The sequence below is a fragment of the Falsiroseomonas sp. HC035 genome (assembly GCF_050563525.1).
Taxonomy (GTDB): Bacteria; Pseudomonadota; Alphaproteobacteria; order Acetobacterales; family Acetobacteraceae; genus Falsiroseomonas.
In genome coordinates, this window is the sequence record NZ_JBNXUN010000003.1 from 239,954 (window position 1) to 260,442 (window position 20,489).

At 69.8% G+C, this 20,489-nt stretch carries 20 protein-coding genes and 1 tRNA gene; 10 read left to right on the forward strand and 11 right to left on the reverse strand.

Translation table 11 applies throughout. The features are described from left to right. Nucleotides 1-5: 5 nt before the first annotated feature. Nucleotides 6-1,274 (reverse strand): dihydroorotase, encoded by a 1,269-nt coding sequence (pyrC, locus tag ACLF3G_RS08835; RefSeq protein WP_430668995.1) that lies wholly within the window; start codon nucleotides 1,272-1,274, stop codon nucleotides 6-8. Between pyrC and ACLF3G_RS08840 the strand changes: the two genes are divergently transcribed. Both ACLF3G_RS08840 and rpmG read left to right on the forward strand, forming a co-directional pair. Then, a complete protein-coding gene (locus ACLF3G_RS08840) occupies nucleotides 1,273-2,343 on the forward strand; it encodes a Bug family tripartite tricarboxylate transporter substrate binding protein (RefSeq protein ID WP_430668996.1) in 1,071 nt (356 codons plus the stop codon). The genes pyrC and ACLF3G_RS08840 overlap by 2 nt on opposite strands. 100 nt (nucleotides 2,344-2,443) lie before the next feature. Continuing rightward, nucleotides 2,444-2,617: a 50S ribosomal protein L33 gene (gene rpmG, locus ACLF3G_RS08845; protein WP_168033295.1), complete on the forward strand. Its 174-nt coding sequence runs from the start codon at nucleotides 2,444-2,446 to the stop codon at nucleotides 2,615-2,617. Nucleotides 2,618-2,697: 80 nt separating this feature from the next. On the opposite strand, the gene ACLF3G_RS08850 is transcribed toward rpmG, so the two are convergent. Then, entirely contained in the window at nucleotides 2,698-4,098 is a 1,401-nt protein-coding gene (locus tag ACLF3G_RS08850) for a PleD family two-component system response regulator (RefSeq protein ID WP_430668997.1), read from the reverse strand. Between the two features lie 127 nt (nucleotides 4,099-4,225). On the opposite strand from ACLF3G_RS08850, the gene ACLF3G_RS08855 reads away from it, so the two are divergent. Continuing rightward, nucleotides 4,226-4,843, forward strand: coding sequence for a class I SAM-dependent methyltransferase (locus tag ACLF3G_RS08855; protein WP_430668998.1), 618 nt, complete (start codon nucleotides 4,226-4,228; stop codon nucleotides 4,841-4,843). Between the two features lie 83 nt (nucleotides 4,844-4,926). Here the strand turns inward: ACLF3G_RS08855 and ACLF3G_RS08860 are convergent, their stop codons facing one another. From ACLF3G_RS08860 to ACLF3G_RS08875, 4 genes are all read right to left on the reverse strand, one after another. Next, the gene (locus tag ACLF3G_RS08860; protein WP_430668999.1) at nucleotides 4,927-5,571 is read right to left on the reverse strand and encodes a VOC family protein; all 645 of its coding nucleotides are present in this window, start codon (nucleotides 5,569-5,571) and stop codon (nucleotides 4,927-4,929) included. Between the two features lies 1 nt (nucleotide 5,572). Further along, nucleotides 5,573-6,271 (reverse strand): glutathione S-transferase family protein, encoded by a 699-nt coding sequence (locus tag ACLF3G_RS08865; protein WP_430669000.1) that lies wholly within the window; start codon nucleotides 6,269-6,271, stop codon nucleotides 5,573-5,575. 77 nt (nucleotides 6,272-6,348) lie between these two features. Next, nucleotides 6,349-7,422, reverse strand: a complete 1,074-nt coding sequence (locus tag ACLF3G_RS08870) for an SMP-30/gluconolactonase/LRE family protein (protein ID WP_430669001.1) — start codon at nucleotides 7,420-7,422, stop codon at nucleotides 6,349-6,351. A 159-nt stretch (nucleotides 7,423-7,581) separates the two neighbouring features. Continuing rightward, on the reverse strand, nucleotides 7,582-8,766 hold the full coding sequence (locus ACLF3G_RS08875; RefSeq protein WP_430669002.1) for a pyridoxal-phosphate-dependent aminotransferase family protein: 1,185 nt from the start codon (nucleotides 8,764-8,766) through the stop codon (nucleotides 7,582-7,584). A gap of 144 nt (nucleotides 8,767-8,910) precedes the next feature. On the opposite strand from ACLF3G_RS08875, the gene ACLF3G_RS08880 reads away from it, so the two are divergent. The 3 genes from ACLF3G_RS08880 to ACLF3G_RS08890 all read left to right on the forward strand — a co-directional run bounded on the left by ACLF3G_RS08880 (nucleotide 8,911) and on the right by ACLF3G_RS08890 (nucleotide 13,601). Continuing rightward, nucleotides 8,911-11,826 carry an FAD-binding and (Fe-S)-binding domain-containing protein gene (locus tag ACLF3G_RS08880; RefSeq protein ID WP_430669003.1) on the forward strand — a complete coding sequence of 972 codons (2,916 nt, stop codon included), beginning with the start codon at nucleotides 8,911-8,913 and terminating at the stop codon, nucleotides 11,824-11,826. Then, the gene (locus ACLF3G_RS08885) at nucleotides 11,823-12,395 is read left to right on the forward strand and encodes a DUF924 family protein (protein ID WP_430669004.1); all 573 of its coding nucleotides are present in this window, start codon (nucleotides 11,823-11,825) and stop codon (nucleotides 12,393-12,395) included. The genes ACLF3G_RS08880 and ACLF3G_RS08885 overlap by 4 nt, the downstream gene beginning before the upstream one ends. Nucleotides 12,396-12,479: 84 nt before the next feature. Continuing rightward, the gene (locus ACLF3G_RS08890; RefSeq protein WP_430669005.1) at nucleotides 12,480-13,601 is read left to right on the forward strand and encodes an OmpA family protein; all 1,122 of its coding nucleotides are present in this window, start codon (nucleotides 12,480-12,482) and stop codon (nucleotides 13,599-13,601) included. A 14-nt stretch (nucleotides 13,602-13,615) separates the two neighbouring features. Here ACLF3G_RS08890 and ACLF3G_RS08895 read toward each other — a convergent pair whose 3' ends face one another. Then, nucleotides 13,616-14,530 carry a hydrogen peroxide-inducible genes activator gene (locus ACLF3G_RS08895; RefSeq protein ID WP_430669277.1) on the reverse strand — a complete coding sequence of 305 codons (915 nt, stop codon included), beginning with the start codon at nucleotides 14,528-14,530 and terminating at the stop codon, nucleotides 13,616-13,618. 116 nt (nucleotides 14,531-14,646) lie between these two features. On the opposite strand from ACLF3G_RS08895, the gene ACLF3G_RS08900 reads away from it, so the two are divergent. The 3 genes from ACLF3G_RS08900 to ACLF3G_RS08910 all read left to right on the forward strand — a co-directional run bounded on the left by ACLF3G_RS08900 (nucleotide 14,647) and on the right by ACLF3G_RS08910 (nucleotide 16,121). Beyond that, nucleotides 14,647-15,222 (forward strand): peroxiredoxin, encoded by a 576-nt coding sequence (locus ACLF3G_RS08900; protein ID WP_430669278.1) that lies wholly within the window; start codon nucleotides 14,647-14,649, stop codon nucleotides 15,220-15,222. Between the two features lie 79 nt (nucleotides 15,223-15,301). Next, nucleotides 15,302-15,850: a carboxymuconolactone decarboxylase family protein gene (locus tag ACLF3G_RS08905; protein ID WP_430669006.1), complete on the forward strand. Its 549-nt coding sequence runs from the start codon at nucleotides 15,302-15,304 to the stop codon at nucleotides 15,848-15,850. A 145-nt stretch (nucleotides 15,851-15,995) separates the two neighbouring features. Next, on the forward strand, nucleotides 15,996-16,121 hold the full coding sequence (locus ACLF3G_RS08910) for a hypothetical protein (RefSeq protein ID WP_430669007.1): 126 nt from the start codon (nucleotides 15,996-15,998) through the stop codon (nucleotides 16,119-16,121). A gap of 245 nt (nucleotides 16,122-16,366) precedes the next feature. On the opposite strand, the gene ACLF3G_RS08915 is transcribed toward ACLF3G_RS08910, so the two are convergent. The 4 genes from ACLF3G_RS08915 to ACLF3G_RS08930 form a co-directional block, all read right to left on the reverse strand. Next, complete coding sequence (locus ACLF3G_RS08915) at nucleotides 16,367-17,647, reverse strand: TRAP transporter large permease (protein WP_430669008.1); 1,281 nt, start codon at nucleotides 17,645-17,647, stop codon at nucleotides 16,367-16,369. Nucleotides 17,648-17,667: 20 nt separating this feature from the next. Continuing rightward, nucleotides 17,668-18,210 (reverse strand): TRAP transporter small permease, encoded by a 543-nt coding sequence (locus tag ACLF3G_RS08920; protein WP_430669009.1) that lies wholly within the window; start codon nucleotides 18,208-18,210, stop codon nucleotides 17,668-17,670. A 1-nt stretch (nucleotide 18,211) separates the two neighbouring features. Continuing rightward, nucleotides 18,212-19,213 carry a TRAP transporter substrate-binding protein DctP gene (dctP, locus tag ACLF3G_RS08925; protein WP_430669010.1) on the reverse strand — a complete coding sequence of 334 codons (1,002 nt, stop codon included), beginning with the start codon at nucleotides 19,211-19,213 and terminating at the stop codon, nucleotides 18,212-18,214. A 93-nt stretch (nucleotides 19,214-19,306) separates the two neighbouring features. Beyond that, nucleotides 19,307-19,381: transfer RNA gene (locus ACLF3G_RS08930), tRNA-Val, on the reverse strand. A 116-nt stretch (nucleotides 19,382-19,497) separates the two neighbouring features. Here ACLF3G_RS08930 and ACLF3G_RS08935 point away from each other — a divergent pair. After that, nucleotides 19,498-20,382, forward strand: a complete 885-nt coding sequence (locus tag ACLF3G_RS08935; protein ID WP_430669011.1) for an N-formylglutamate amidohydrolase — start codon at nucleotides 19,498-19,500, stop codon at nucleotides 20,380-20,382. The last annotated feature ends 107 nt before the right edge of the window (nucleotides 20,383-20,489 follow it).

A 20,489-nucleotide genomic window follows, 5' to 3' on the forward strand; every position in this document is an offset into this window, starting at 1 on the left:
CGTGGTCACCCGAACACCCGCTGGCCGGCCTTCCAGGTGCCGAGCACGCGGCCTTCCAGCGCACGCCCGTCGAAGGGCGTGTTCTGCGCCTTGCCCGGAAGCTTCCCCGAGATCACCTGCCAGCCACGCTCCAGGCTGAACAGCACCAGGTCGGCCGGCGCGCCCTTGCGCAGGCGGCCAGCCTCGATGCCGAGCAGCTTCGCCGGCCGGTCCGTCATCAGGCCGATGGCGGCGAGCAGCGGCAGCCGGCCGCCATGCACCTGCGCCAGGGTCACCGCCAGCAGCGTCGCCAGCCCGGCGCCGCCAGGCTCCGCCTGGGCGAAGGGCAGGCGCTTGTCATCAGCGTCGTGCGGCTGGTGGTCGGAGGCGATGGCATCGATGGTGCCGTCCGCCAGCGCCGCCACCACCGCCAGCCGGTCCTCATCCGCCCGCAGCGGCGGCGAAAGCTTGGCGTAGGTGCGGTATTCACCAATTGCCGTCTCGTTCAGGTCGAAATAGGGCGGCGCCGTGTCGCAGGTGACGCGAAGGCCCTCCGCCTTGGCGCGCCGGATCGCCTCCAGCGCCGTGCCAGTGCTGACATGGGCGAAATGGACATGACCGCCGGTCAGCCGCGCCAAGCCGATGTCGCGCTCGACCATCATGCACTCGGCGGCGGGCGGGATGCCGGGCAGGCCCATCCGCGTGGCGCGCTCGCCTTCCGTCGCGGCGCCGCCGGCGGCCAGCGAAGGCTCCTCCGGATGCTGCACGATGAAGCTGCCGAAGGCGCGCGCGTAGGACAGCGCGAGGCGCATCAGCCGTGCTGGACCGATGGCGCGACGGCCATCGGTGAAGGCGATCGCGCCCGCCTCCCGCAGCAGGCCAAATTCGGAAAGATCCTTGCCGGCACAGCTCCGCGTCGCCGCGCCATAGGGCAGGATGGTCAGGCTGCCGCCGGCCTGGCGCGCCAGGAAGGACACCAGCGCGGGGTCGTCGATGGCGGGGCTGGTATCCGGCAGCGCGCAAAGCGTGGTGATGCCGCCCGCCGCCGCGGCCTGGGCGGCAGAGGCGATGGTCTCCCGGTGCTCGCCGCCAGGCTCGCCGAGTGCGGCGCGCAGGTCGACCAGGCCGGGGGCGAGGCAGGCGCCATCCAGGTCGAGCACCTCCACCCCCTCCGGCGTGCCGAGGTTCTGGCCGTGGTCATGGATCCGGCCGTCCCGCACCAGCAGCGCGCCGGGCGCATCCAGCCCGGTCGCGGGGTCGAGCAGGCGGGCATTGAGGAGGAGGAGATCGCGCATGGTCCGCCGTTATAACGGCAAGCCCGAGTCCCGCCATGGCCTGCCGCACGGCGCCGGGCCTATGGTCGCGCCGCACCTGCCGCATGAGGCCACCATGATTTCCCGCCGCACCGCCCTCGCCATCCCCGCAACCCTGCTGCCGCTTGCGGCACGGGCCCAAGCGGAGTGGCCGACTCGGCCGGTGCGCATCGTCGTGCCCTTCGCCGCCGGCGGCAGCACCGATGTTTCGACCCGGCTGCTGGCGCCGGGTATCCAGCAGGTGCTGGGGCAGTCTGTGGTGATCGAGAATCGCGGCGGCGCCGGCGGTACCATCGGCTCGGACGCGGTGGCCCGCGCGCCGAAGGATGGCAGCGTGTTCCTGATGGGCACGATCTCGACCCATGTGCTGGCCGTCGGCCTGTACGGCGCCCGCCTGCCTTACGATCCGGAGCGTGATTTCGTCGCGGTGGCACCCACCGTGATGGTGCCGATCTGCATCACGGTGCACCCCTCCCTCGGCGTTACCGACCTGGCCGGGCTGATCGCGCTGCTGAAGGCCAGTCCCGGACGCACCGCCTACGGCACCGGCGGCGCCGGCGGGTCGGCGCATATCGGCGCGGTCGCCTTCCTCAACGCCATCGGGGCGGAGGCGACGCATGTGCCCTATCGCGGCAGCGCGCCAATGCTGACGGACATGCTGGCCGGCCAGGTCTCGCTGTGCTTCGACACGCCGGCGCTGATCGCCCCGCACCATGCTGCCGGCCGGCTGCGCTGCCTGGCGGTGGCAACCGCGGCGCGGTCCTCCCTGATGCCGGAGGTGCCGACGGCGGCGGAGGCCGGGCTGCCGGGCTACAAGGCCTATTCCTGGTTCGGCCTGTTCGCGCCGGCCGGCACCCCGGCGCCGATCGTGGCGCGGATGAACCAGGCGGTGCGGACTGCCCTGCTGGAACCGGCGACCGCGGCGCGGCTCGCCGAACTGGACCTGCCGCCGATCGCGGAGGGCAGCCCGGCGGAATTCGCCGCCTTCCTGAAGCGTGAGCTGGCGGAATGGGTGCCGCTGGTGCGGGCCAGCGGGGCCACCGCCGACTGATGGCTCTTGACCTGAGCCGCCGCCGGACTACAACGCGGCCTTCGTGCCGGGTGGTCCGCAAGGTCCGCCCGCAACCGTTTTCTGAGCTGGAACCCGCCCGATGGCCAAGGCCAATACCATCCTGATCAAGCTGGTGAGCACGGCGGAGCCGTCCACGGGCTATTTCTACGTGACGAAGAAGAACACCCGGAACGCGACCGGCAAGCTCGAGATGAAGAAGTACGACCCGGTCGCCCGGAAGCACGTGCTGTTCCGCGAGTCGAAGATCAAGTAATTCCGCTGGGGGGCACCGCCCCCCGCGCCGCGGCATGAAGGCCGCCCCGGACGATGCGTCCGGGGCGGCCTTTCGCCGTTTCAGCGGGCCACGCGCGTCGCGGCCTTGCCCTGGTCGGCGGAAGGCGGCCAGTCCGATGGCTCAGCGGCCTCCACTCGGTTGCGGCCGTTGTTCTTGCCGCGATACAGCGCCGCATCGGCCGCACTCACCACATCATCCGCCTGCGCACCGATGCCGCCGGCTGCCACGCCGATGCTCATGGTGACGTTCATGGAAACGCCCTCCGCCACCATCGGCACATTGGCGATGGCGGCCCGAAGGCGTTCCGCCACCAGCATCCCGTCCTCCGTCGCGGCGCCGGACATCACCACCAGGAATTCCTCCCCGCCGTAGCGGGCCACCACGTCGGCGGCACGCAGATGGCCCCGGACGCGCTCCGCCACCTCCCGCAGCACCAGGTCGCCGGCGGCGTGGCCATGCGTGTCGTTGACGGCCTTGAACTTGTCCACATCCATCAGCAACACCGCCGCGCCGGAATTGCGCAGCACGCCTTCCAGATGGCGACGCACATAGCGACGGTTCCGCAGCCCGGTCAGCGGGTCCGTGACCGCCATCTCCAGGCTGCGGTCGAGGTCGGCGCGCAGGCGTTCCTGGTAGCGCTTCCGGCGGATCTGGTTGCGGACACGGGCGCGCAGCTCGTTGGGGTCGACCGGGCGGATGACGTGGTCGTTGGCGCCGAGGTCGAAGCCGCGCAGCACCAGGCCCTTCTGGCCATGATCGGCGACCAGTAGCACCGGCACGTCCCGCGTCGCCGCATGGGCGCGCAGCCGCGATGCCAGGCGCAGCGCATCGCCGCCATCCAGCGAAAGGCTCAGCAGCACAACGTCGTGCAGCCCGTCCTGCAGGATGTCCCAGGATTCGGACGGGTCGGCGCAATGCGCCACCTCAATGCCGTCGGCCGCAAGCACCAGGCCGAGCGCCTCGGCCTCCGCCGCGTCCTCGTTCACGATCAGGGCGCGGGCACCGGCGACGCTGGGGGATGGTCCGGGCGGCGGCTCGAAGCCCAGGTCGCGGGCGGTCTCGGCGCGCAGCCGCCAGGCATCCAGCACCTGCTTCATCCGCAGCAGCGCCCGCAGCCGGGCAAACAGCGTCGCATCGTCCACTGGCTTCGACAGGAAGTCATCGGCCCCGGCCTCAAGCCCGCGCACGCGCTCGGCCGGGTCGGTCAGCGCCGTGATCATCACCACCGGGATATGCGCCGTGCTGTGCTGCGCCTTCAGCCGGCGGCAGACCTCGTAGCCATCCATGCCGGGCATCATGACATCGAGAAGAACGACGTCGGGCATCCAGCGTTGCACCGTCGTCAGCGCCTCCGGCCCCGAGGCGGCGATGGCCACCTCGTAGTACTCGTTCAGCAGCTTGATCTCCAGCAGCCGGAGGTTCGCTGCGATATCGTCGACGACGAGGATCCGGGCGGTCATCGCGCGCAGGATCCGGAAGCGGCCATGGCGGCGCGGCAAGCACCACCCTGGCGAGGCAGCGGCATTCCGGCTACACGCATTTCGTTGGCCTGATGCATACGGTCACAAATCTGTCAAGGAGAAATCTGTGTCAGACATCACCAGAAGCGACGCGACACCCGATGCGGTCCCAGGCGGGCATCGCCAAGTCGCCAATGCCGGGCTGTTCTTCAAGCGCTGGCTCGCCAACCCGCTGCAGATGGGGTCCATCATCCCGTCCTCCGACACCCTGTGCCGGCGCATCGCGGCCCTGGTACAGCGGAAGGAGGACGAAGTGGTGGTGGAGCTCGGCGCCGGCACCGGTGTCATCTCCCGCGCCCTGCTGGCCGCCGGCGTGCCGGCGGAGAAACTGGTGGTGGTCGAGATCGTCCGCGACATGGCCGACCACCTGCGCGCGGCGCTGCCGGGCGTGAACGTGATCTGCGGCGATGCCTTCGAACTGGCGAAGGCGCTGCCCGAGTCGATGCACGGCAAGGTCGGCACCGCGATCTGCGGCATTCCCCTGGTGATGCTGCCCCGGGCGTACCAGCGGCGATTCATCGCAGCGGTCGAGGCCGTGGCTCCCGGCAAGGGATTTCTCCTGTACACCTACTGCATTACCTCGCCGCTGCCCTATCGTGCGCTTGGCCTCAGCGCGAAGCGGGAGGTCTGGACCCCCCTCAACTTCCCACCGGCCAGCGTCTGGCGTTACCAGCCTGCCCGGTAGTTCGCCGCGCCGCAACGCCTGACGCAAGCCACGCGTCATTCGCAGACGTAAGTTTACGGTTCATGTGATGGGGGGCAGCGGATTCAACCGCTGCTGAGGGCGACCTCCGTGCCGTCCGGGCGGCTGATCCGCGCCACCAGGCGCGGGTGGCCGCTGCGGCGCAGCTTCAGCGCCTCCTCCAGCCCTCTCTGGGCGAGGGCCTGGCGGAGCTGGTCGGCATCCGGATGCTCGGCCTCCAGCGCCAGCAGCCGGCAGCCGGAATCCTTCAGGCGCGGCGCGGCGCCCTTGCCGTCCTCCCACTGGATCAGCGGCGGGATCAGGTTACGCATGTCCTGGTTCTGCGGCGGGAAGGCCATGCGCCACTTCAGGTCGCCACGCGACATGGCCCGCACCTCCCCGGCCTGGCTGGCGCCTAGCCGTGCGGCTACCGCATCCAGCGCCGGGGTCCGGGCAACCCAGGCCAGCAGATGCGGCCCGGCCTCCAGCATCATCGCCACCCCGGCATCGTCGAGGTCGAAGGGACGTGGGTGCGGCGGGGCGGGCTGCTCCGGGTCGGGTGCGATGACCTCCAGGTAGCGATCCGGGCCCAGGCCGAGCAGCATGTTGTGCGTGCCGATGCCGGGGTGGCTGCCGCCAGGCGTGGGGCGCACGCCGAGCTGCGCCTCGATGTAGTCCGCGCCTTCCTCCAGCGTACGGGCGCCAATGACGATGTGGTCGATCTCTGCCATGTCAGCGCGCCTGGAATTGGGTTTGGCCGAAAAGCACTTCACGTTCCTGGTCCGACATGCCGCCGACGCGCTGGTTTTCCGCCAGCACCGCGCAGCCGCGCTGCACGGCGGGCCGCGCGGCGATGGTGTCGTGCCAGCGCTTCAGATGGGGATAGTCCGCCAGGTCGATTTTCCGCCGCTCCGGATTGCGTATCCAGGGGAAGGTGGCGATGTCGGCGATCGAATACGCTTCCCCGGCCAGGAAGGAAACCGCGGACAGGCGCTTGTCCAGCACGCGGTGCAGGCGGCCGACCTCCTTCGCATAGCGGTCCTGGGCGTAGGGGATCTGTTCCGGGGCGTAGGTGTGGAAGTGGCCGTACTGGCCGAACATCGGGCCGACACCGCCCATCTGGAACATCAGCCATTCCAGCGCGCGATACCGCCCGGCCGGGTCCGCCGGCAGCAGCTTCCCGGTCTTTTCCGCGAGATAGATCAGGATTGCGCCGGATTCGAACAGCGTGAGGCGCTGGCCACCCGGCCCGTCCGGGTCGACGATGGCGGGAATGCGGTGGTTCGGCGTGATGGCCAGGAACTCCGGCCGGAACTGCTCCCCGGCACCGATGTTCACCGGCACCACCTTGTAGGGCAGGCCCAGTTCTTCCAGCGCGATGTGGACCTTGTGGCCATTCGGCGTCGGCCAGGTCCAGACCTCGATCGTCATGCAACACTCCGGAGATCGTTGGTGGCCAGGGTGGGCCGCGCTACCGGGGCTGGCAAGCGGCCCCCCTGCCCCTCCGTTCAGCAGAAATGCGCGCCGCGGGTTTCGACCGGCACCATGTAGATCGACTGGCTGGCGCACATGAACAGCCGGTTCCGCCTGGTGCCGCCGAAGCAGATATTGGCGCAGATCTCGGGCAGGCGGATCTGGCCGATGCGGTCGCCGTTGGGCGCGAAGACGTGCACGCCGTCATAGCCCTCCCCGACCCAGCCCATGGCGCCCCAGACATTGCCGGCCTCGTCGCAACGCAGCCCGTCCACCATGCCGGTCTTCCCGTCCAGGGTCATCTCGGCGAAGGTCCGCGGGTTGCTGAGGCGGTCCCCGTTCACGTCATAGGCCCAGATCTGGCTGCGCGTGCCCGGGTAGTGGCTGCGCCCTGTGTCGGCGACGTACAGGGTGCGGTAGTCGGGCGAGAAACACAGCCCGTTCGGCTTCACCACATCGTCCGCCACCTTCGCCACCTGGCCGGATTGCGCGTCGATCCGGTAGATCGCCTCCTTGATGAAGGGGCGCGGCGACTGCGCGGATTCGGGCACGCGGTTGCCCTCGTAGTCCATCAGCCCGCCATAGCCGGGGTCGGTGAACCACAGCGCGCCGTCCTCGGGATGCACCACGCCATCGTTCGGCGCGTTGAAGCGACCATCGGGACCGCTCGCGGCGAGCACCGTGACCTGGCCATCAGATTCGTAGCGCACCACGTCGCGGTGAAAGTGGCGGAAGGCGATCTGCCGGCCTTCACGGTCGAAGGTGTTGCCGTTGGAATAGCCGGAGGGGCTGCGGAAGCGGCGATGGGTGGTCCAGTCCTCCTCGACCATGCGCAGGCATTCGTCGTTCGGGATATCGGACCAGATCAGGAAGCGGCCGGTGGCGTGCCACGCCGGCCCCTCGGCCCAGCCCATGCCGGTGTGCAGCCGGGTGATGGCGGAATTGCCCAGCTTCGCGTTGAAGCGCTGCGGGTCGATCGCGACGATGTCCGGGTCCGGGTAGCGCTGCGGCGGGGCGCCAGGGCCGAACTGGCGCTGGGCGGTGGCGGGGCTTGCGGCGAGGGCGGCGGCCGCGCCGAGCAGGGTGCGGCGCGAGGGAACGTTTTGCATGGGCTTCCTCCGTTGGCCCGAACGGGCGGGCGGAGGATGGCACGTGGCGGCGCGCGGGATGCAACCGTCGCGTGCAAGATGGCGGAGGCGTGATGCCCCCTCACCCCGACGGCGCATTGCGCCGGCGCTCTCCCCCGAAGTGCGGGAGAGGGCTTTCCGTCAGGCGTTCCCGCCGAGGTACTCCATCGCCACCTGCACGCCGCCGGCCTGGTGCGGGATGCCGGCCGCGCGCAGCCCCATCTCCACGCCGCCGAGCGTGCCGACCAGTTGCAGCGGGCTGATGTCGCCCAGGTGGCCGATGCGGAACACCCGGTCGTTCAACTGGCCGAGCCCGTTGCCGAGCGACATGTTGAACTTCTCCAGAATCGTCGCGCGCAGCGCGTTGGCGCTGTGTCCCTCCGGCAGGCGCACCGCCGTCAGGACCGAGGAATAGTGCCGCGGGTCCTGGCACTGCACCTCCAGCCCCCAATGCCGCACGGTGCGGCGCGTCGCTTCCGCCATGCGGTCGTGCCGCGCGAAGACGTTGTCGAGCCCTTCCTCCAGCAGCATGTCAACGGCGGTATCCAGCGCATAGAGCATGTTGGTGGCCGGCGTGTAGGGAAAGTAGCCGGTGGCGTTGGAGGCCAGCATCGGCTTCCAGTCCCAGAAGCTGCGCGTCAGCTTCGCAGAATCGCTGGCCTTGATCGCCTTGGCGCTGATCGCGTTGAAGGACAGGCCGGGCGGCAGCATCAGGCCCTTCTGGCTGCCAGAAACGGTGACATCCACGCCCCACTCGTCGTGGCGGTAGTCCATGGACGCCAGGCCGGAGATGGTGTCCACCAGCAGCAGCGCCGGGTGGCCGGCGGCGTCGATGGCGCGGCGCACCTCGTCGATGCGCGATGTCGCGCCGGTGCTGGTCTCGTTGTGCACGACGCAGACCGCCTTGATGGCGTGCGACTTGTCATCCCGCAGCTTCTGCTCGATGGCCGCGACATCCGCGCCGCGGCGCCAGTCGGTCTTGACGAAGTCGGCCTGGATGCCGAGGCGTTCCGCCATCTCGTTCCACAGATGCGCGAACCAGCCGGTCTCGCACATCACCACGCGGTCGCCGGGGGACAGGGTGTTGACCAATGCCGCTTCCCAGGCGCCGGTACCGGAGGCCGGAAAGATCACCACATGGCTCTCCGTCTTGAAGACCTTCCGGACCTTCTCCAGGACCTGGGCGCCGAACCTGCCGAAATCCGGGCCGCGATGGTCCATCGTCGGGTGGTCCATGGCGCGCAGGATGCGGTCCGGCACGTTGGAGGGACCCGGGATTTGCAGGAAATGGCGGCCGGAATTGGGCTTGGACTGGAAATAGGCCATGGCGGCGATCCTCCTCGGTTGCCGCTACCTAGCCTCCACCCAGGCTGCCTGCCAATGAGTAAGCCTTGTAGGATTGATGAGCCTTATAGATCGGACATTTGCAGGCGCGCGCGCTAAGCACCCTGCAAGGATGAGGGAACCAGCATGAACGCCAGCCGCGACATCGGAACCAGCCGCCTCGCGGACCGGCTGCGGCGCGAGACCGCGGGCGAGGTGCTGTTTTCCGCCGGCGACCGCGGGCGCTACGCGACCGACGCCTCGATCTATCAGATGATGCCGGTGGGGGTGCTGGTGCCGCGGAGTACCGCGGATGTCGCGGCCGCCATGGCGATCTGCCGCGAGGAGGGCGTGCCGGTGCTGGCGCGCGGGGCCGGCACCAGCCAGTGCGGCCAGACGGTGAACAGCGGCCTGGTGATCGACTGCACTCCGCATCTGCGCCGCGTGATCTCCGTGGAGGGCGACACGGCGCGGGTCGAGCCGGGCATCACGCTCGGGGCGCTGAACGAGGCGCTGAAGAGTTCAGGAAGGTTCTTCCCGGTCGATCCCTCGACCTGGGCGCGCTGCACCATCGGCGGCATGGCGGGGAACAATTCCTGTGGCTCGAAATCCATCCGCTACGGGCTGATGGCGGACAACGTCCGCGCCATCGACGCCATCCTGGCCGACGGCACGCGCTTCAACTTTGCCGAGCTGCCGGACAACCTCGGCCCGGACGTGCCGGGCGGCGTCGCCGACCTGGTGGCGAAGCTGCGCGCGATCGGGGCGCGGGAAGCCGAGGAGATCGCGGCGCGCTTCCCGGAGCAGCTTCGCCGCGTCGGCGGCTACAACCTGGATGCGTTGACGCCGGACGGCCGCCAGCACGGTCGCGGCAGCCTGGCGCGGCTGCTGGTGGGCAGCGAGGGCACGCTGGCATTTTCGGCGGCGCTCGACCTGAAGCTGTGGCCGATCAAGCCGCGCAAGGTGCTCGGCATCTGCCAGTTCCCCTCCTTCCGCCGCGCCATGGAAGCCTCCCGCCACCTGGTGACGCTGGACCCGGAGGCGGTGGAGCTGGTGGACCGCACCATGATCGACCTCGGCCGGTCGATCCCGATCTACCGCGACACCATCGACCAGATCCTGATCGGCGAGCCCGACAGCCTGCTGATCGTGGAATTCCACGGCCACGACGACGCGGCGCTGCTGCTGCAACTCGACCGGCTGGTGGAAATGATGGGCGACCTTGGCCTGCCGGGCCAGGTCGTGCGCATCACCGACGCCGGCTTCCAGGCGCGGGTCGCGGAGGTGCGCGAGGCCGGGCTCAACATCATGATGAGCATGAAGGGCGACGGGAAGCCGGTGTCCTTCATCGAGGATTGCGCCGTCGGCCTCGACGACCTCGCCGACTACACCGAGCGCCTGAACGACGTTTTTTCGCGATATGGCACCAAGGGCACCTGGTACGCGCACGCCTCGGTAGGCTGCCTGCATGTGCGGCCGGTGCTGAACATGAAGTCGGGCGAGGACGTGACGAAGATGCGCGCCATCGCCGAGGAGTGCTTCGCCCTCGTCCGCGAATACAAGGGCAGCCATTCCGGCGAGCATGGCGACGGCATCGTGCGGTCCGAATTCAACGAGCCGATGTTCGGCGCCCGCATCGCGCGCGCCTTCGAACAGGTGAAGGACGCCTTCGACCCGGGCACCGATGAGTTGCCGCATGGGCTGCTGAATCCGAACCGCATCGTGCATCCGCCGCGCATGGATGACCGCACGCTGTTCCGCTACGGGCCGGACTACGCGGCGGACCCGAAGGTCACGCCGGCGCTGGACTGGTCCGCCTGGCCAGGCCCGCAAGGTGGCCTGCTGGGCGCGGTCGAGATGTGCAACAGCAACGGCACCTGCCGGAAATTCGACGCCGGCAGCATGTGCCCCTCCTACCGCGCCACGCGGCAGGAACAGCACCTCACGCGCGGGCGCGCCAACACGCTGCGGCTGGCGTTGACCGGGCAGTTGGGCGAGGACGGGCTGGCCTCGGACGAGGTCGCGGCGGCGCTGGAGCTGTGCGTTGGCTGCAAGGCCTGCAAGCGCGAATGCCCAACCGGCGTCGATATGGCGAAGATGAAGATCGAGGCCGCGCATGCCCGCGGCCGCGCCCGCGGCGTGGCGCTGAAGGACCGGCTGATCGCCACCATGCCGCGCTGGGCGCCGCTCGCCGCCCGCGCGCCGGCGCTGTTCAACCTGCGCGACATGATCCCGGGCGCGGCGCGTCTGACACAGGGCCTCACCGGCCTCGCCGCCGGCCGCACCCTGCCCCGCTTCCGCGGCGACGCTTTTCGGGATGCGGAGCTGCGCGCACCAGATGGAAGGGCGGGCGAGGTCATCCTGCTGCCCGACCTGTTCAACCGGTATTTCGATCCGGAGAACCTGCGCGCCGCCATCCGCGTGCTCCGCGCAGCCGGCGCCGACCCGGCGGTGGCCCGACCGCGCGCGGGGTCGCGCCCGCTCGATGAAGGCCGCACCTACCTCGCCGCCGGCATGGTCGAGGAAGCCCGTGCCGAGGCCCGCCGTACCCTGGAAGCCCTGGCGCCCTTCGAGGCCCCGGTGCTCGGCCTGGAACCCTCCTGCCTGCTGACGCTCCGCGACGAGTTCCTGTCCATGCTACCCGGCGAGGCTGCGCAAAAGCTGGCGGGGCGGGCGATGCTGGTGTCCGAGTGGCTGGCGAAGACAAAGGCACCGCTGAAGCTGAAGGAGATCGGCGCGGAGGCGCACATCCACGGCCATTGCCACCAGAAGGCGGTCGGCGACTTCCCGGCCGCGGTGGCGACGCTGACGCGCATTCCCGGCCTGAAGGTCACGCCCATCGCCTCCTCCTGCTGCGGCATGGCGGGCGCCTTCGGCTACGACGCCGAGAAGCTGCCGACCTCCATCGCCATGGCCGAACTGTCGTTGCTGCCGCACATCCGGCGCACGGCGCCCACCGCGCTGATCGTCGCCGACGGCACGTCCTGCCGCCACCAGATCGCCGACCTGGCGAAGCGGCCGGCGCTGCATTCCATCCGCATCCTGGATATGGCCCTCGCATGACCTCCCCCGACGACGTGCTGGCCTTCTGGTTCGCCGAAGGCCCCGCCACCTTCCGCAAGGCCTGGTTCACCAAGGACGATGCCTTCGACTCCAGCATCCGCGACGGCTTCGCCGGTCTGGTCGCCCCCGCGCGCGACGGTGCCCTCGATGGCTGGGCGAGGACGGCGGAGGGCGCGCTGGCGCTGCTGCTGGTGCTCGACCAGTTCCCGCGCAACCTGCACCGCGGCAGCGCCGAGGCCTTCGCCAGCGACGCACACGCCCGCGCCATCGCGCGCGACGTGGTGCTGGCGCGTGGCCTGGACCGCGGCCTGCACCCGGTGCAGCGCGTGTTCCTGTACCTGCCCTTCGAACATGGCGAGGACCTGCCGGACCAGGACCTGTCCGTCGCCCTGTTCGAGGGGTTGCGCGACACCCCGGCCATGGCCGCGCCGGATGGCGCCATCGACTATGCCTGGCGGCACCGCGTGGTGATCCGGCGCTTCGGGCGCTTCCCGCACCGCAATGCCGCGCTCGGTCGCGCCAGCACGCCGGCGGAACAGGCCTGGCTCGCGGCCGGCGGCGGGTTCTAGCCTCAACCCTCGCGGCAATTCCCTATTCCGTCCGCCTACCTGTTGCGCCATGTTACATTCCGGCATCGGAAGGGGAACGGGCGCATGCGGACAGTGAGGGCCATGCTGCTGGGCTGCACCCTGCTGGCCGGGACGGCGCAGGCGCAGGTGCCCGCCGGCTTCTACGTCTCCGCCGGGATCGGCGCGAACCAGCCGCAGCAGACCGATATCGAAACCAGCGGCAATGTCGCCAGGGCGCTCAACGGCCAGGGCAACATCCGCTTCGAGCCGCAGGCGATGGGCGTGCTGGCAGTGGGATACGGCTTCGGCAACGGCATCCGCGTCGAGCTGGAAGGCAGCCTCCGCGCCAATGCCATCGACCGCGCCAGCGGACCCGCCAGCCTGTCCCCGGTGACGCAGAGCCAGGGACAGATGTGGAACTGGGGCGTCATGGCCAATGCTTTTTTGGACATCCCGGTCGGCGTCGACTGGGTGCAGCCGTATCTCGGCGTCGGCCTCGGCTATGTGTGGTCGGAGGTCGAGGATCTCCGCGTGAACGGCAACCGCCAGCGCCTGGCGGTGGATGGTACCGACGGGTCGCTCGCCTACCAGGCCATCGCCGGCGCCGCCTTCCCGATCGGCGCGATACCGGGCCTGTCCGCGACCGCGGAATACCGCTTCATGGGTATGATGGACCCGGAATACAGCGCCACACTGTTCGCCCGGAACGGCCGCAACCAGACCGGCCGGGCCGAGATCAACCCCTACCACCATGCCGTGCTGTTCGGTGTTCGCTATGCGCTGGGCAGCACGCCGGAGCCCTTGCCCGTCACACCCTCGCTCGCCGCCCCGCCCATGGCCCCCATGGCCCAGCCGCCGGTCGCCGCGGCGCCCGCCGTGGCGCGCAGCTATATCGTGTATTTCGGGCTCAACAGCGCCTCCCTCACGGCGCGGGCGCGGGAGATCGTGGCGGAGGCGGCACAGGCCGCCCGCACCGGCACGGCGCGCATCGAGGTCAGCGGTCACACCGACACGGTCGGCACGGCCGGCGCCAACCAGCGCCTTTCCATGCGACGCGCGGAGGCCGTGGCCTCCGAACTTCGTCGCCAGGGCATCCGGGGCGAGGATATCGGCGTGTCGGCCTTCGGCGAGACGCAGCTTGCAATGGCGACGCGGGACGGGGTGCGGGAGCCGCGAAATCGTCGGGTGGAGATCGTCGTGCGCTAGAAGGCACGGCCGGATCAGGCCAGCGCCGCGGCCACCGCCGGCGCCAGCCCGGCGAATTCCGCTGCGCGCGGGCTGCGCGGCCGCCAGGCGAGCGCCAGCATGCGGGCCGGCGCCGCCGAGCCCTCCAGCCGGCGCAACTCCACCGGCGCATCGCCGACCACGCCGGCATCGATGGCCAACTGCGGCAGCAGCGTGATGCCGAGGCCGCCGGCCACCATCTGCACCAGCGTGTGCAGGCTGGTCGCGGCAAAGCCGTCCTCGCTGGCGTCGGATAGCCCGCGCGGCAGGCCGCAGGCGGCCTCGGCATGGCCACGCAGGCAGTGGCCGTCCTCCAGCAGCAGCATCCGCTCGCCCGACAGCACCGAGACTGGCACCGGGTCACGTGCCGCCAGGTGGTGGCCGCGCGGCAGGGCCAGCCGGAACGGGTCGGCGGCCAGTGGCAGGGTCTCGATGGCGCCGGCCGCCGGCAGCGCCAGGATCAGCAGGTCCAGCTTCCCGGCCTCCAGCCCCGACACCAGCCGGTCCGTCAGATCCTCCCGCAGCCAGAGCCGCAGCCGTGGATAGGCCGCGCGCAGCGCCGGCATCAGGCGCGGCAGCAGGAAGGGGCCGATGGTCGGGATCACACCAAGGCGCAGCGGGCCCGACAGCGGGTCGCGCGCCGTGGCCGCGGTCTCGGCCACCGCCTCCAGCGCCGCCAGCGCCGTGCGCGCCCGCGCCACGAGTTCCAGGCCGAGCGGCGTGAAGACCGGGCGCTTCACCACGCCGCCACGTTCCAGCAACGCCGCCGCCAATTGCCGCTCCAGCGCGATCAGCCCGGCCGAAAGCGTGGACTGCGTGACGGCACAGGCGGAAGCGGCCCGGCCGAAGTGGCCATGGTCGGCAAGCGCCACGAGGTAGCGGAGTTGCTGCGGGCTAGGGAGGAGCATGATCGACAAAACCAATCAAACGGCCGAAAACTATTCATTGGCACGTTTTGCTGCACCGCGCCATAAATGCTGCAGCGCAGCGCAGGTTGCGCAAAGCCCTCCCTCCCCAGGAGATTTCCATGCTGACCGTCGGCGACAAGTTCCCCACCTTCAAGCTCACTGCCGTCAAGGGCGGCAAGGAAGGCCTGCTCGGCCCGGGCAAATCGTTTACCGAAATTTCCGAATCGACAGATGCCGGCAAGTGGAAGGTCGTGTTCTTCTGGCCGAAGGATTTCACCTTTATCTGCCCGACCGAGATCGCCGCCTTCGGCAAGCTGAACGGCGAGTTCGCGGACCGTGACACCGTGCTGTACGGCGCCTCCACCGACAGCGAGTTCGTGCACCTGAACTGGCGCGTCTACAACGAGGACATCCGCAACCTCGAGATCCCGATGCTGGCCGACACCAAGCGCGAGCTGTCCAACGCGCTCGGCATCCTCGACAAGGCTGAGGGCGTGCCGCTCCGCGCGACCTTCATCGTCGACCCGGAGGGCACCATCCAGTGGGCCGCCGTGAACGGCCTGAATGTCGGCCGCAACCCGCAGGAAGTGCTGCGCGTGCTCGATGCGTTGCAGACGGATGAGCTGTGCCCCTGCAACTGGGAGAAGGGCAAGGATGTCCTGAAGCCGCAGGAACTGTTCGAGCAGGCCGCCTGATCTAGCGGCGCGCCCCCCTCACCAAACCCTCTCCCCCCTCGGGGGAGAGGGCTCTGCCTGTCCTGATGAGGTCATCCCAATGTCTCTCGAAGCCATTCGCGGGCGGCTGCCCGACTACGCCAAGGACCTGAAGCTCAACCTGGGCTCGCTGGCCACCGAGCCGGTGCTGAACCAGCAGCAGCGTGCCGGTACCTTCGTCGCCTCCGCGCTCGCCAGCCGCAACGCGGAGTTGACCGCGGCCCTGGTCGCCGAGTTCGGCGCGCAACTGTCGCCGGAGGCGCTGGCCGCCGCCAAGGCCGCCGCCGCCATCATGGGCATGAACAACGTCTACTACCGTTTCACCCACCTGGTGGGCGGCGACTACGCGAACATGCCGGCGAAGCTGCGCATGAACGTCATGGCCAAGCCGGGCGTCGACAAGGCGGATTTCGAGCTGTGGTCGCTCGCGGTCTCCGCCATCAACGGCTGCGGCATGTGCATGGAAAGCCACGAGAAGATCGTGCTGCACGGCGGGCTGAGCAAGGAACAGGTGCAGGCCGCGGTGCGCATCGCCGCCGTGGTGCATGCCACCGCCGCCGTGCTGGATGGCGAGGACGCGCTGGCGTCCGGCCTGCAGCGCGCGGCCTGAGAAACGTCCCGCCGCACCGGGTGGTGCGGCGGGATCGATAGTCCGCCGGCGCTACTGCGAGCCGCCGGCGCCGCCGGTACCGCCCGAGGATTGGCCGCCGCTGGAGCTGGCGCCCGCATTGGCGGCGCTTCCGGAGGAGCCGCCCGTGCCACCGGTGCCGCTGGACGACTGGCCACCGCTGGCGCTGGAAGGCGCGTTGGCGCCGGACGTGCCACTTGCCGCACTCCCGGCGGTGCTGCCGCCCGAACCCGATGAGCCGGTCTGGCTGTAGCCAGGCGCGGTGCGGGAGGCGGACGGCACGCCAGAGCCTCTGTTCGAGGCGGCGTCGCAGGCAACAAGGCCGAACGACAGCGCGGTGGCCACAAGGACGCCGCTGATCCGAAGCTGCATGGGGAAACTCCTGCTGCGCGGGGCACCTCGCCAGGCGCGGACCCCGACGGCACCCGGAATGGGGCCATGCCGCACAAACCCGCCAGGGCCGGCGAAGTTCAGTCGGCAATGGCGGCGCGGCGCAGGCTAGCCTCCGTACCCCGCCATCCGTGGCAGCCAGAGCGCAATTTCCGGAAAGGCGATCAGCATGGCGGTGCCGAAGGCCAGCATCAGCATGTAGGGCAGGATGCTGCGATTCACCTCCGCCAGCGGCGCTCCGGTGATCGCCTTGATCACCACCAAGTTCAGCGCCACCGGCGGCGAGATCAGCGCCATCTCCAGGCTCAGCGTCAGAAGGATGCCGTACCAGACCTTGTCGATGTCCAGCACGCCGAGCAGCGGCAGGATGGCCGGCATGGTCAGCAGGATGATGGAAAAGCTTTCCAGCACCAGGCCGAGCAGGAACAGCAGCACCATCATGGCGATCAGGAATTCGGTGCGCGACAGGCCGAAATCGGCCACCAGCTTCGTCAACTCCTGCGGCACCTGCAGCTTGGTCAGCATGTAGCCGTAGATGGCTGCACCCGCGATGATCATCAGCAGCATGGCGGATGTCCGCGTCGCTTCCTGCACGCCTTGCAGCATGTCGCGCCAGGTCAGCGTGCGGTAGATCAGGGCGGCGATCAGCAGGGCGTAGATCGTGCCGGTGCCGGCCGCCTCCGTCGCCGTGAAGACGCCGAGATAGATGCCGCCGAGCACGAAGATGGGCAGCGACAGCGACCAGCCGGCGCGCATCAGCGCGACCTGCACGCTGTCCGGCACCGGCTCGTCCGCCGGGACCTTGGCCTTGCCCTCGGTGATGAAGCAGTAGGCGGCGAACATCAGCGCCATCAGCAGGCCCGGCACCAGCCCGGCCAGGAACAGTGCCGCGACCGAGGTTTCCGTGACATACGCGTACAGCACCATGGGTGCGGAGGGCGGGATCAGGATGCCAAGGGTGCCGCCGCCCGCCACCACGCCGAAGGCGCCCTGGCGGGACATGCCGTAGCGCAGCATCTGCGGGATCGCGATCTTGCCGATGGTCAGCGCTGTGGCGACGGAACTGCCGCTGATCGCGGCGAAGACGGTGCAGGCCAGCACGGTCGCGATGCCGACGCCACCGCGCACGCCGCGCAGCAGGGCGAAGGCGGCGTTGTACAGGTCGTCCACCACGCGGCCGCGCACCATGATGTGCGCCATCAGCATGAACAGCGGGATCGCCACCAGCAGGTAGCCGTCGAGCTTGCCGATGACCATCTCGCCGAGCGCCGGCACCGCGCCCTCGACCCAGAACAGCACGGCGAGCGGCAGCAGGAACAGCGCCGCGAACATCGGCATGCCAAGCCACAGCAGGACGATCAGCGCGCCCAGCAGCAGGAAGAAGGTCACGCGGGCGTCACTCCGTCAGGTCATTCCGCTCGGGCGAGCGGGTCGCGCGGGACCGATTCCGAACTGTCGGGCAGGTATTCGGGCTCGCGCCCCAGCAGCAGCAGAAGGGTCTGGGCTGAGGCCACCAGCAGCAGCAGTGCCGCGCCCACCGGCAGCAGCGCCTGCACCCACCAGGCGGGGATACCCTCGAGGTCGGTCATCATGCCGACCATGCGGCTGAACGCCACCGTCTCGATCCCGGCATGCAGCAGCACGCCAGCGACGACCGCCACCGAAAGCGTGCCGATCAGGTGCGCCACCCGCACCAGGCGCGGGCCGAGGCGATCACGCGCGATATCGACGCCGATATGTTCGAAGCGGCGCTGCGCCTCGGGTGCCGCCAGCATCACAACGCCGACCACCAGCCAGCCGGCGACCTTGTCGGTCCAGGGCTCCGGCTGGCCCAACAGGTAGCGCATGCCGACGGCATAGCCGACCAGGGCGACGCAAAGCAGCGTCAGCACCGCGCCCAGCCCACCGGCGAAGCGCGCCACCAGCCCGACGGCGCGCTCCAGCCCACGCATCTCAGGCGTTCGGGATGTTGCGCAGCAATTCGATGGCGCGCGGGCCGCCCTCGGGCGCCAGGCGCAGGAAGGCGGCGATCACGGGCGGCTGCATCGCGGCCTGCCAGGTGGCCGCCTCGGACGCGGTCTGCTCATGGATGGTCATGCCGCGCTCGCGCAGCGTGGACAGCGCGGATTTGGCGGTGTCTTCGGTGATCTGCATCTGGTCCTGCTCCGCCTTGCGGGCGGCGGCCTCGATCGCAGTACGGTGCGCGGGTGCCAGCCCGTTGAACCAGCGCGGGTTCACGTAGACATGGCTGATGACGGAGAAATAGGGCGCGACGGTGCCGAACTTCTGGATCTCGTAGTAGCGGCGCGACACGGCGGCGGAGATGTCCGTCAGCCCCGCATCCAGCACGCCGGATTGCAGCGCCTGCGACACTTCCGGCCCCGGCATGGCGGATGGGGCGGCGCCGACGGCGGACAGGGCGTGGTCGGTCAGCGCGTTCAGGCCGCGGATCTTCATGCCCTGGAAATCGGCCAGGTTGACGATCGGCTTGCGGTTGCTGGTGAAGATGGATTGGCGGGTGGTGTAGAGCCACATCAGGTTCTTCACGGCCCGGCGTTCCAGCAGCCCTTCCAGGTGCTTCGCCGCCTCGCTGCCCGGGAAGCGGCTGATCCGCGCGAAATCCGTGAACAGGTAGGGGATGGTCGGCGCGTTCATCTCGGGGATCGTCGTGCCCCACTGGAAGTTCACCGCCGCCGCCGCCTCGAAGGCGCCGCGCGCCACGCCGGGGAAGTTCTCGCCGGCCTTGGCCAGCTGTTCCGCCGGGAAGACCTGCACATCCACCTGGCCCTGGCTGCGCGCCTTCACATCCTCGGCGAAGGCGGCGACGACGCGGGCATTGTGGTGGGAAGGGGGAAACTGGTGCGACAGCCGCATGGTGACGGCGGCCTGCGCCTGACCGAGGCGCGGCAGCGCGGGTGTGGCCAGGGCGGCGGCGATAAGGGTGCGGCGGCGCATGATTTCGTTCCTCCCGGGATGGTGGCGCAGATGTGCGTCAGCCCGCGCCCGCGGTCAACGCCGCGTGAGCCTGAAGGAAGGAGAAGCGCTGGATGGTGGGCGCGACAGGGATTGAACCTGTGACCCCCGCCGTGTCAAGGCGATGCTCTCCCGCTGAGCTACGCGCCCATCCAGCGAAGCGCTGAGATAGCCAAGCACGGAGGGCAACGCAAGCCCAGGCGGCCGGCTGATCGGACAGCGGGGGATGACAAGCGGCCCCTCGCTGTGGCTTGATCGTGACACCGATGGACCTGCCTCTGCCCGCCGCCCTGACCACCAGTTTGGTCCCCGACCTGCCGCCGCTGCACGTGGCGCGGCCGGAGCGCCAGACCGTGCCCCTGGTCTTCGCCTCCCCACACAGCGGGGCGCACTACACCGCCGATTTCCTGGCCGATTCCCGTCTGGACCCCACGGCGCTGCGCCGTAGCGAGGACAGTTTCGTGGACGAGCTGTTCGCCGCCGCCCCCGGCTTCGGCGCACCACTGCTGACGGCGACCTTCCCGCGCGTGTTCTGCGACGTGAACCGGGAGCCTTGGGAGCTCGACCCAGGGATGTTCGACGGTCCGCTTCCCGCCTGGGTGAACAGCGCCAGCCCCCGCGTCGGCGCCGGGCTCGGCACCATCGCTCGCATCGTCGCCTCCGGCGAGCCGGTCTATCGCAACAAGCTGGCCTTCGCCGATGCGGAGGCGCGCATCCGCCAGTTCTGGCAGCCCTACCACGCGGCCCTGGCCGCGCTGATCGCGGAAACCCATGCCAGCTTCGGCTACTGCCTGCTGATCGATTGCCATTCCATGCCGGCGCATCCGGGCCATGGGGTCAGCCCGGCGGATTTCGTGCTGGGCGACGCGCATGGCACCGCCTGCGCGCCGCGGGCGACGCGGCTGGTCGAGGAGACGCTGGGCGGCCTGGGCTACCGGGTGCGCCGCAATGATCCCTATGCCGGCGGCTACGTCACCCGCCACTACGGACGACCGCGGGAGGGCGTGCACGCGCTGCAGATCGAGATCGCGCGCAGCCTGTACATGAACGAGGCGCGGGTGGAACGGGCGCCGGGGATGCAGGCCCTGACGCGCGACCTGACGCGGCTGGTCGCGACCCTGGCAAAGGCGGATTGGTCCGTCCTGCGCTGACCCTGTTCGGCTGGGCGGGCACTGGACAAAAAAAGGGCGGTCCCTTGCGGGACCGCCGAGTTTAGGGAGGAAACGTCCAAGAAAGACAGACAACCCGGCAACGCCGT

Coding starts and splice junctions, on each gene's coding strand:
- ACLF3G_RS08840 (WP_430668996.1), top strand. CDS start 1,273: ATGGTCCGCCGTTATAACGGCAAGCCCGAGTCCCGCCATGGCCTGCCG.
- pyrC (WP_430668995.1), bottom strand. CDS start 1,274: ATGCGCGATCTCCTCCTCCTCAATGCCCGCCTGCTCGACCCCGCGACC.
- rpmG (WP_168033295.1), top strand. CDS start 2,444: ATGGCCAAGGCCAATACCATCCTGATCAAGCTGGTGAGCACGGCGGAG.
- ACLF3G_RS08850 (WP_430668997.1), bottom strand. CDS start 4,098: ATGACCGCCCGGATCCTCGTCGTCGACGATATCGCAGCGAACCTCCGG.
- ACLF3G_RS08860 (WP_430668999.1), bottom strand. CDS start 5,571: ATGGCAGAGATCGACCACATCGTCATTGGCGCCCGTACGCTGGAGGAA.
- ACLF3G_RS08865 (WP_430669000.1), bottom strand. CDS start 6,271: ATGACGATCGAGGTCTGGACCTGGCCGACGCCGAATGGCCACAAGGTC.
- ACLF3G_RS08870 (WP_430669001.1), bottom strand. CDS start 7,422: ATGCAAAACGTTCCCTCGCGCCGCACCCTGCTCGGCGCGGCCGCCGCC.
- ACLF3G_RS08875 (WP_430669002.1), bottom strand. CDS start 8,766: ATGGCCTATTTCCAGTCCAAGCCCAATTCCGGCCGCCATTTCCTGCAA.
- ACLF3G_RS08880 (WP_430669003.1), top strand. CDS start 8,911: ATGAACGCCAGCCGCGACATCGGAACCAGCCGCCTCGCGGACCGGCTG.
- ACLF3G_RS08885 (WP_430669004.1), top strand. CDS start 11,823: ATGACCTCCCCCGACGACGTGCTGGCCTTCTGGTTCGCCGAAGGCCCC.
- ACLF3G_RS08890 (WP_430669005.1), top strand. CDS start 12,480: ATGCGGACAGTGAGGGCCATGCTGCTGGGCTGCACCCTGCTGGCCGGG.
- ACLF3G_RS08900 (WP_430669278.1), top strand. CDS start 14,647: ATGCTGACCGTCGGCGACAAGTTCCCCACCTTCAAGCTCACTGCCGTC.
- ACLF3G_RS08905 (WP_430669006.1), top strand. CDS start 15,302: ATGTCTCTCGAAGCCATTCGCGGGCGGCTGCCCGACTACGCCAAGGAC.
- ACLF3G_RS08920 (WP_430669009.1), bottom strand. CDS start 18,210: ATGCGTGGGCTGGAGCGCGCCGTCGGGCTGGTGGCGCGCTTCGCCGGT.
- dctP (WP_430669010.1), bottom strand. CDS start 19,213: ATGCGCCGCCGCACCCTTATCGCCGCCGCCCTGGCCACACCCGCGCTG.
- ACLF3G_RS08935 (WP_430669011.1), top strand. CDS start 19,498: ATGGACCTGCCTCTGCCCGCCGCCCTGACCACCAGTTTGGTCCCCGAC.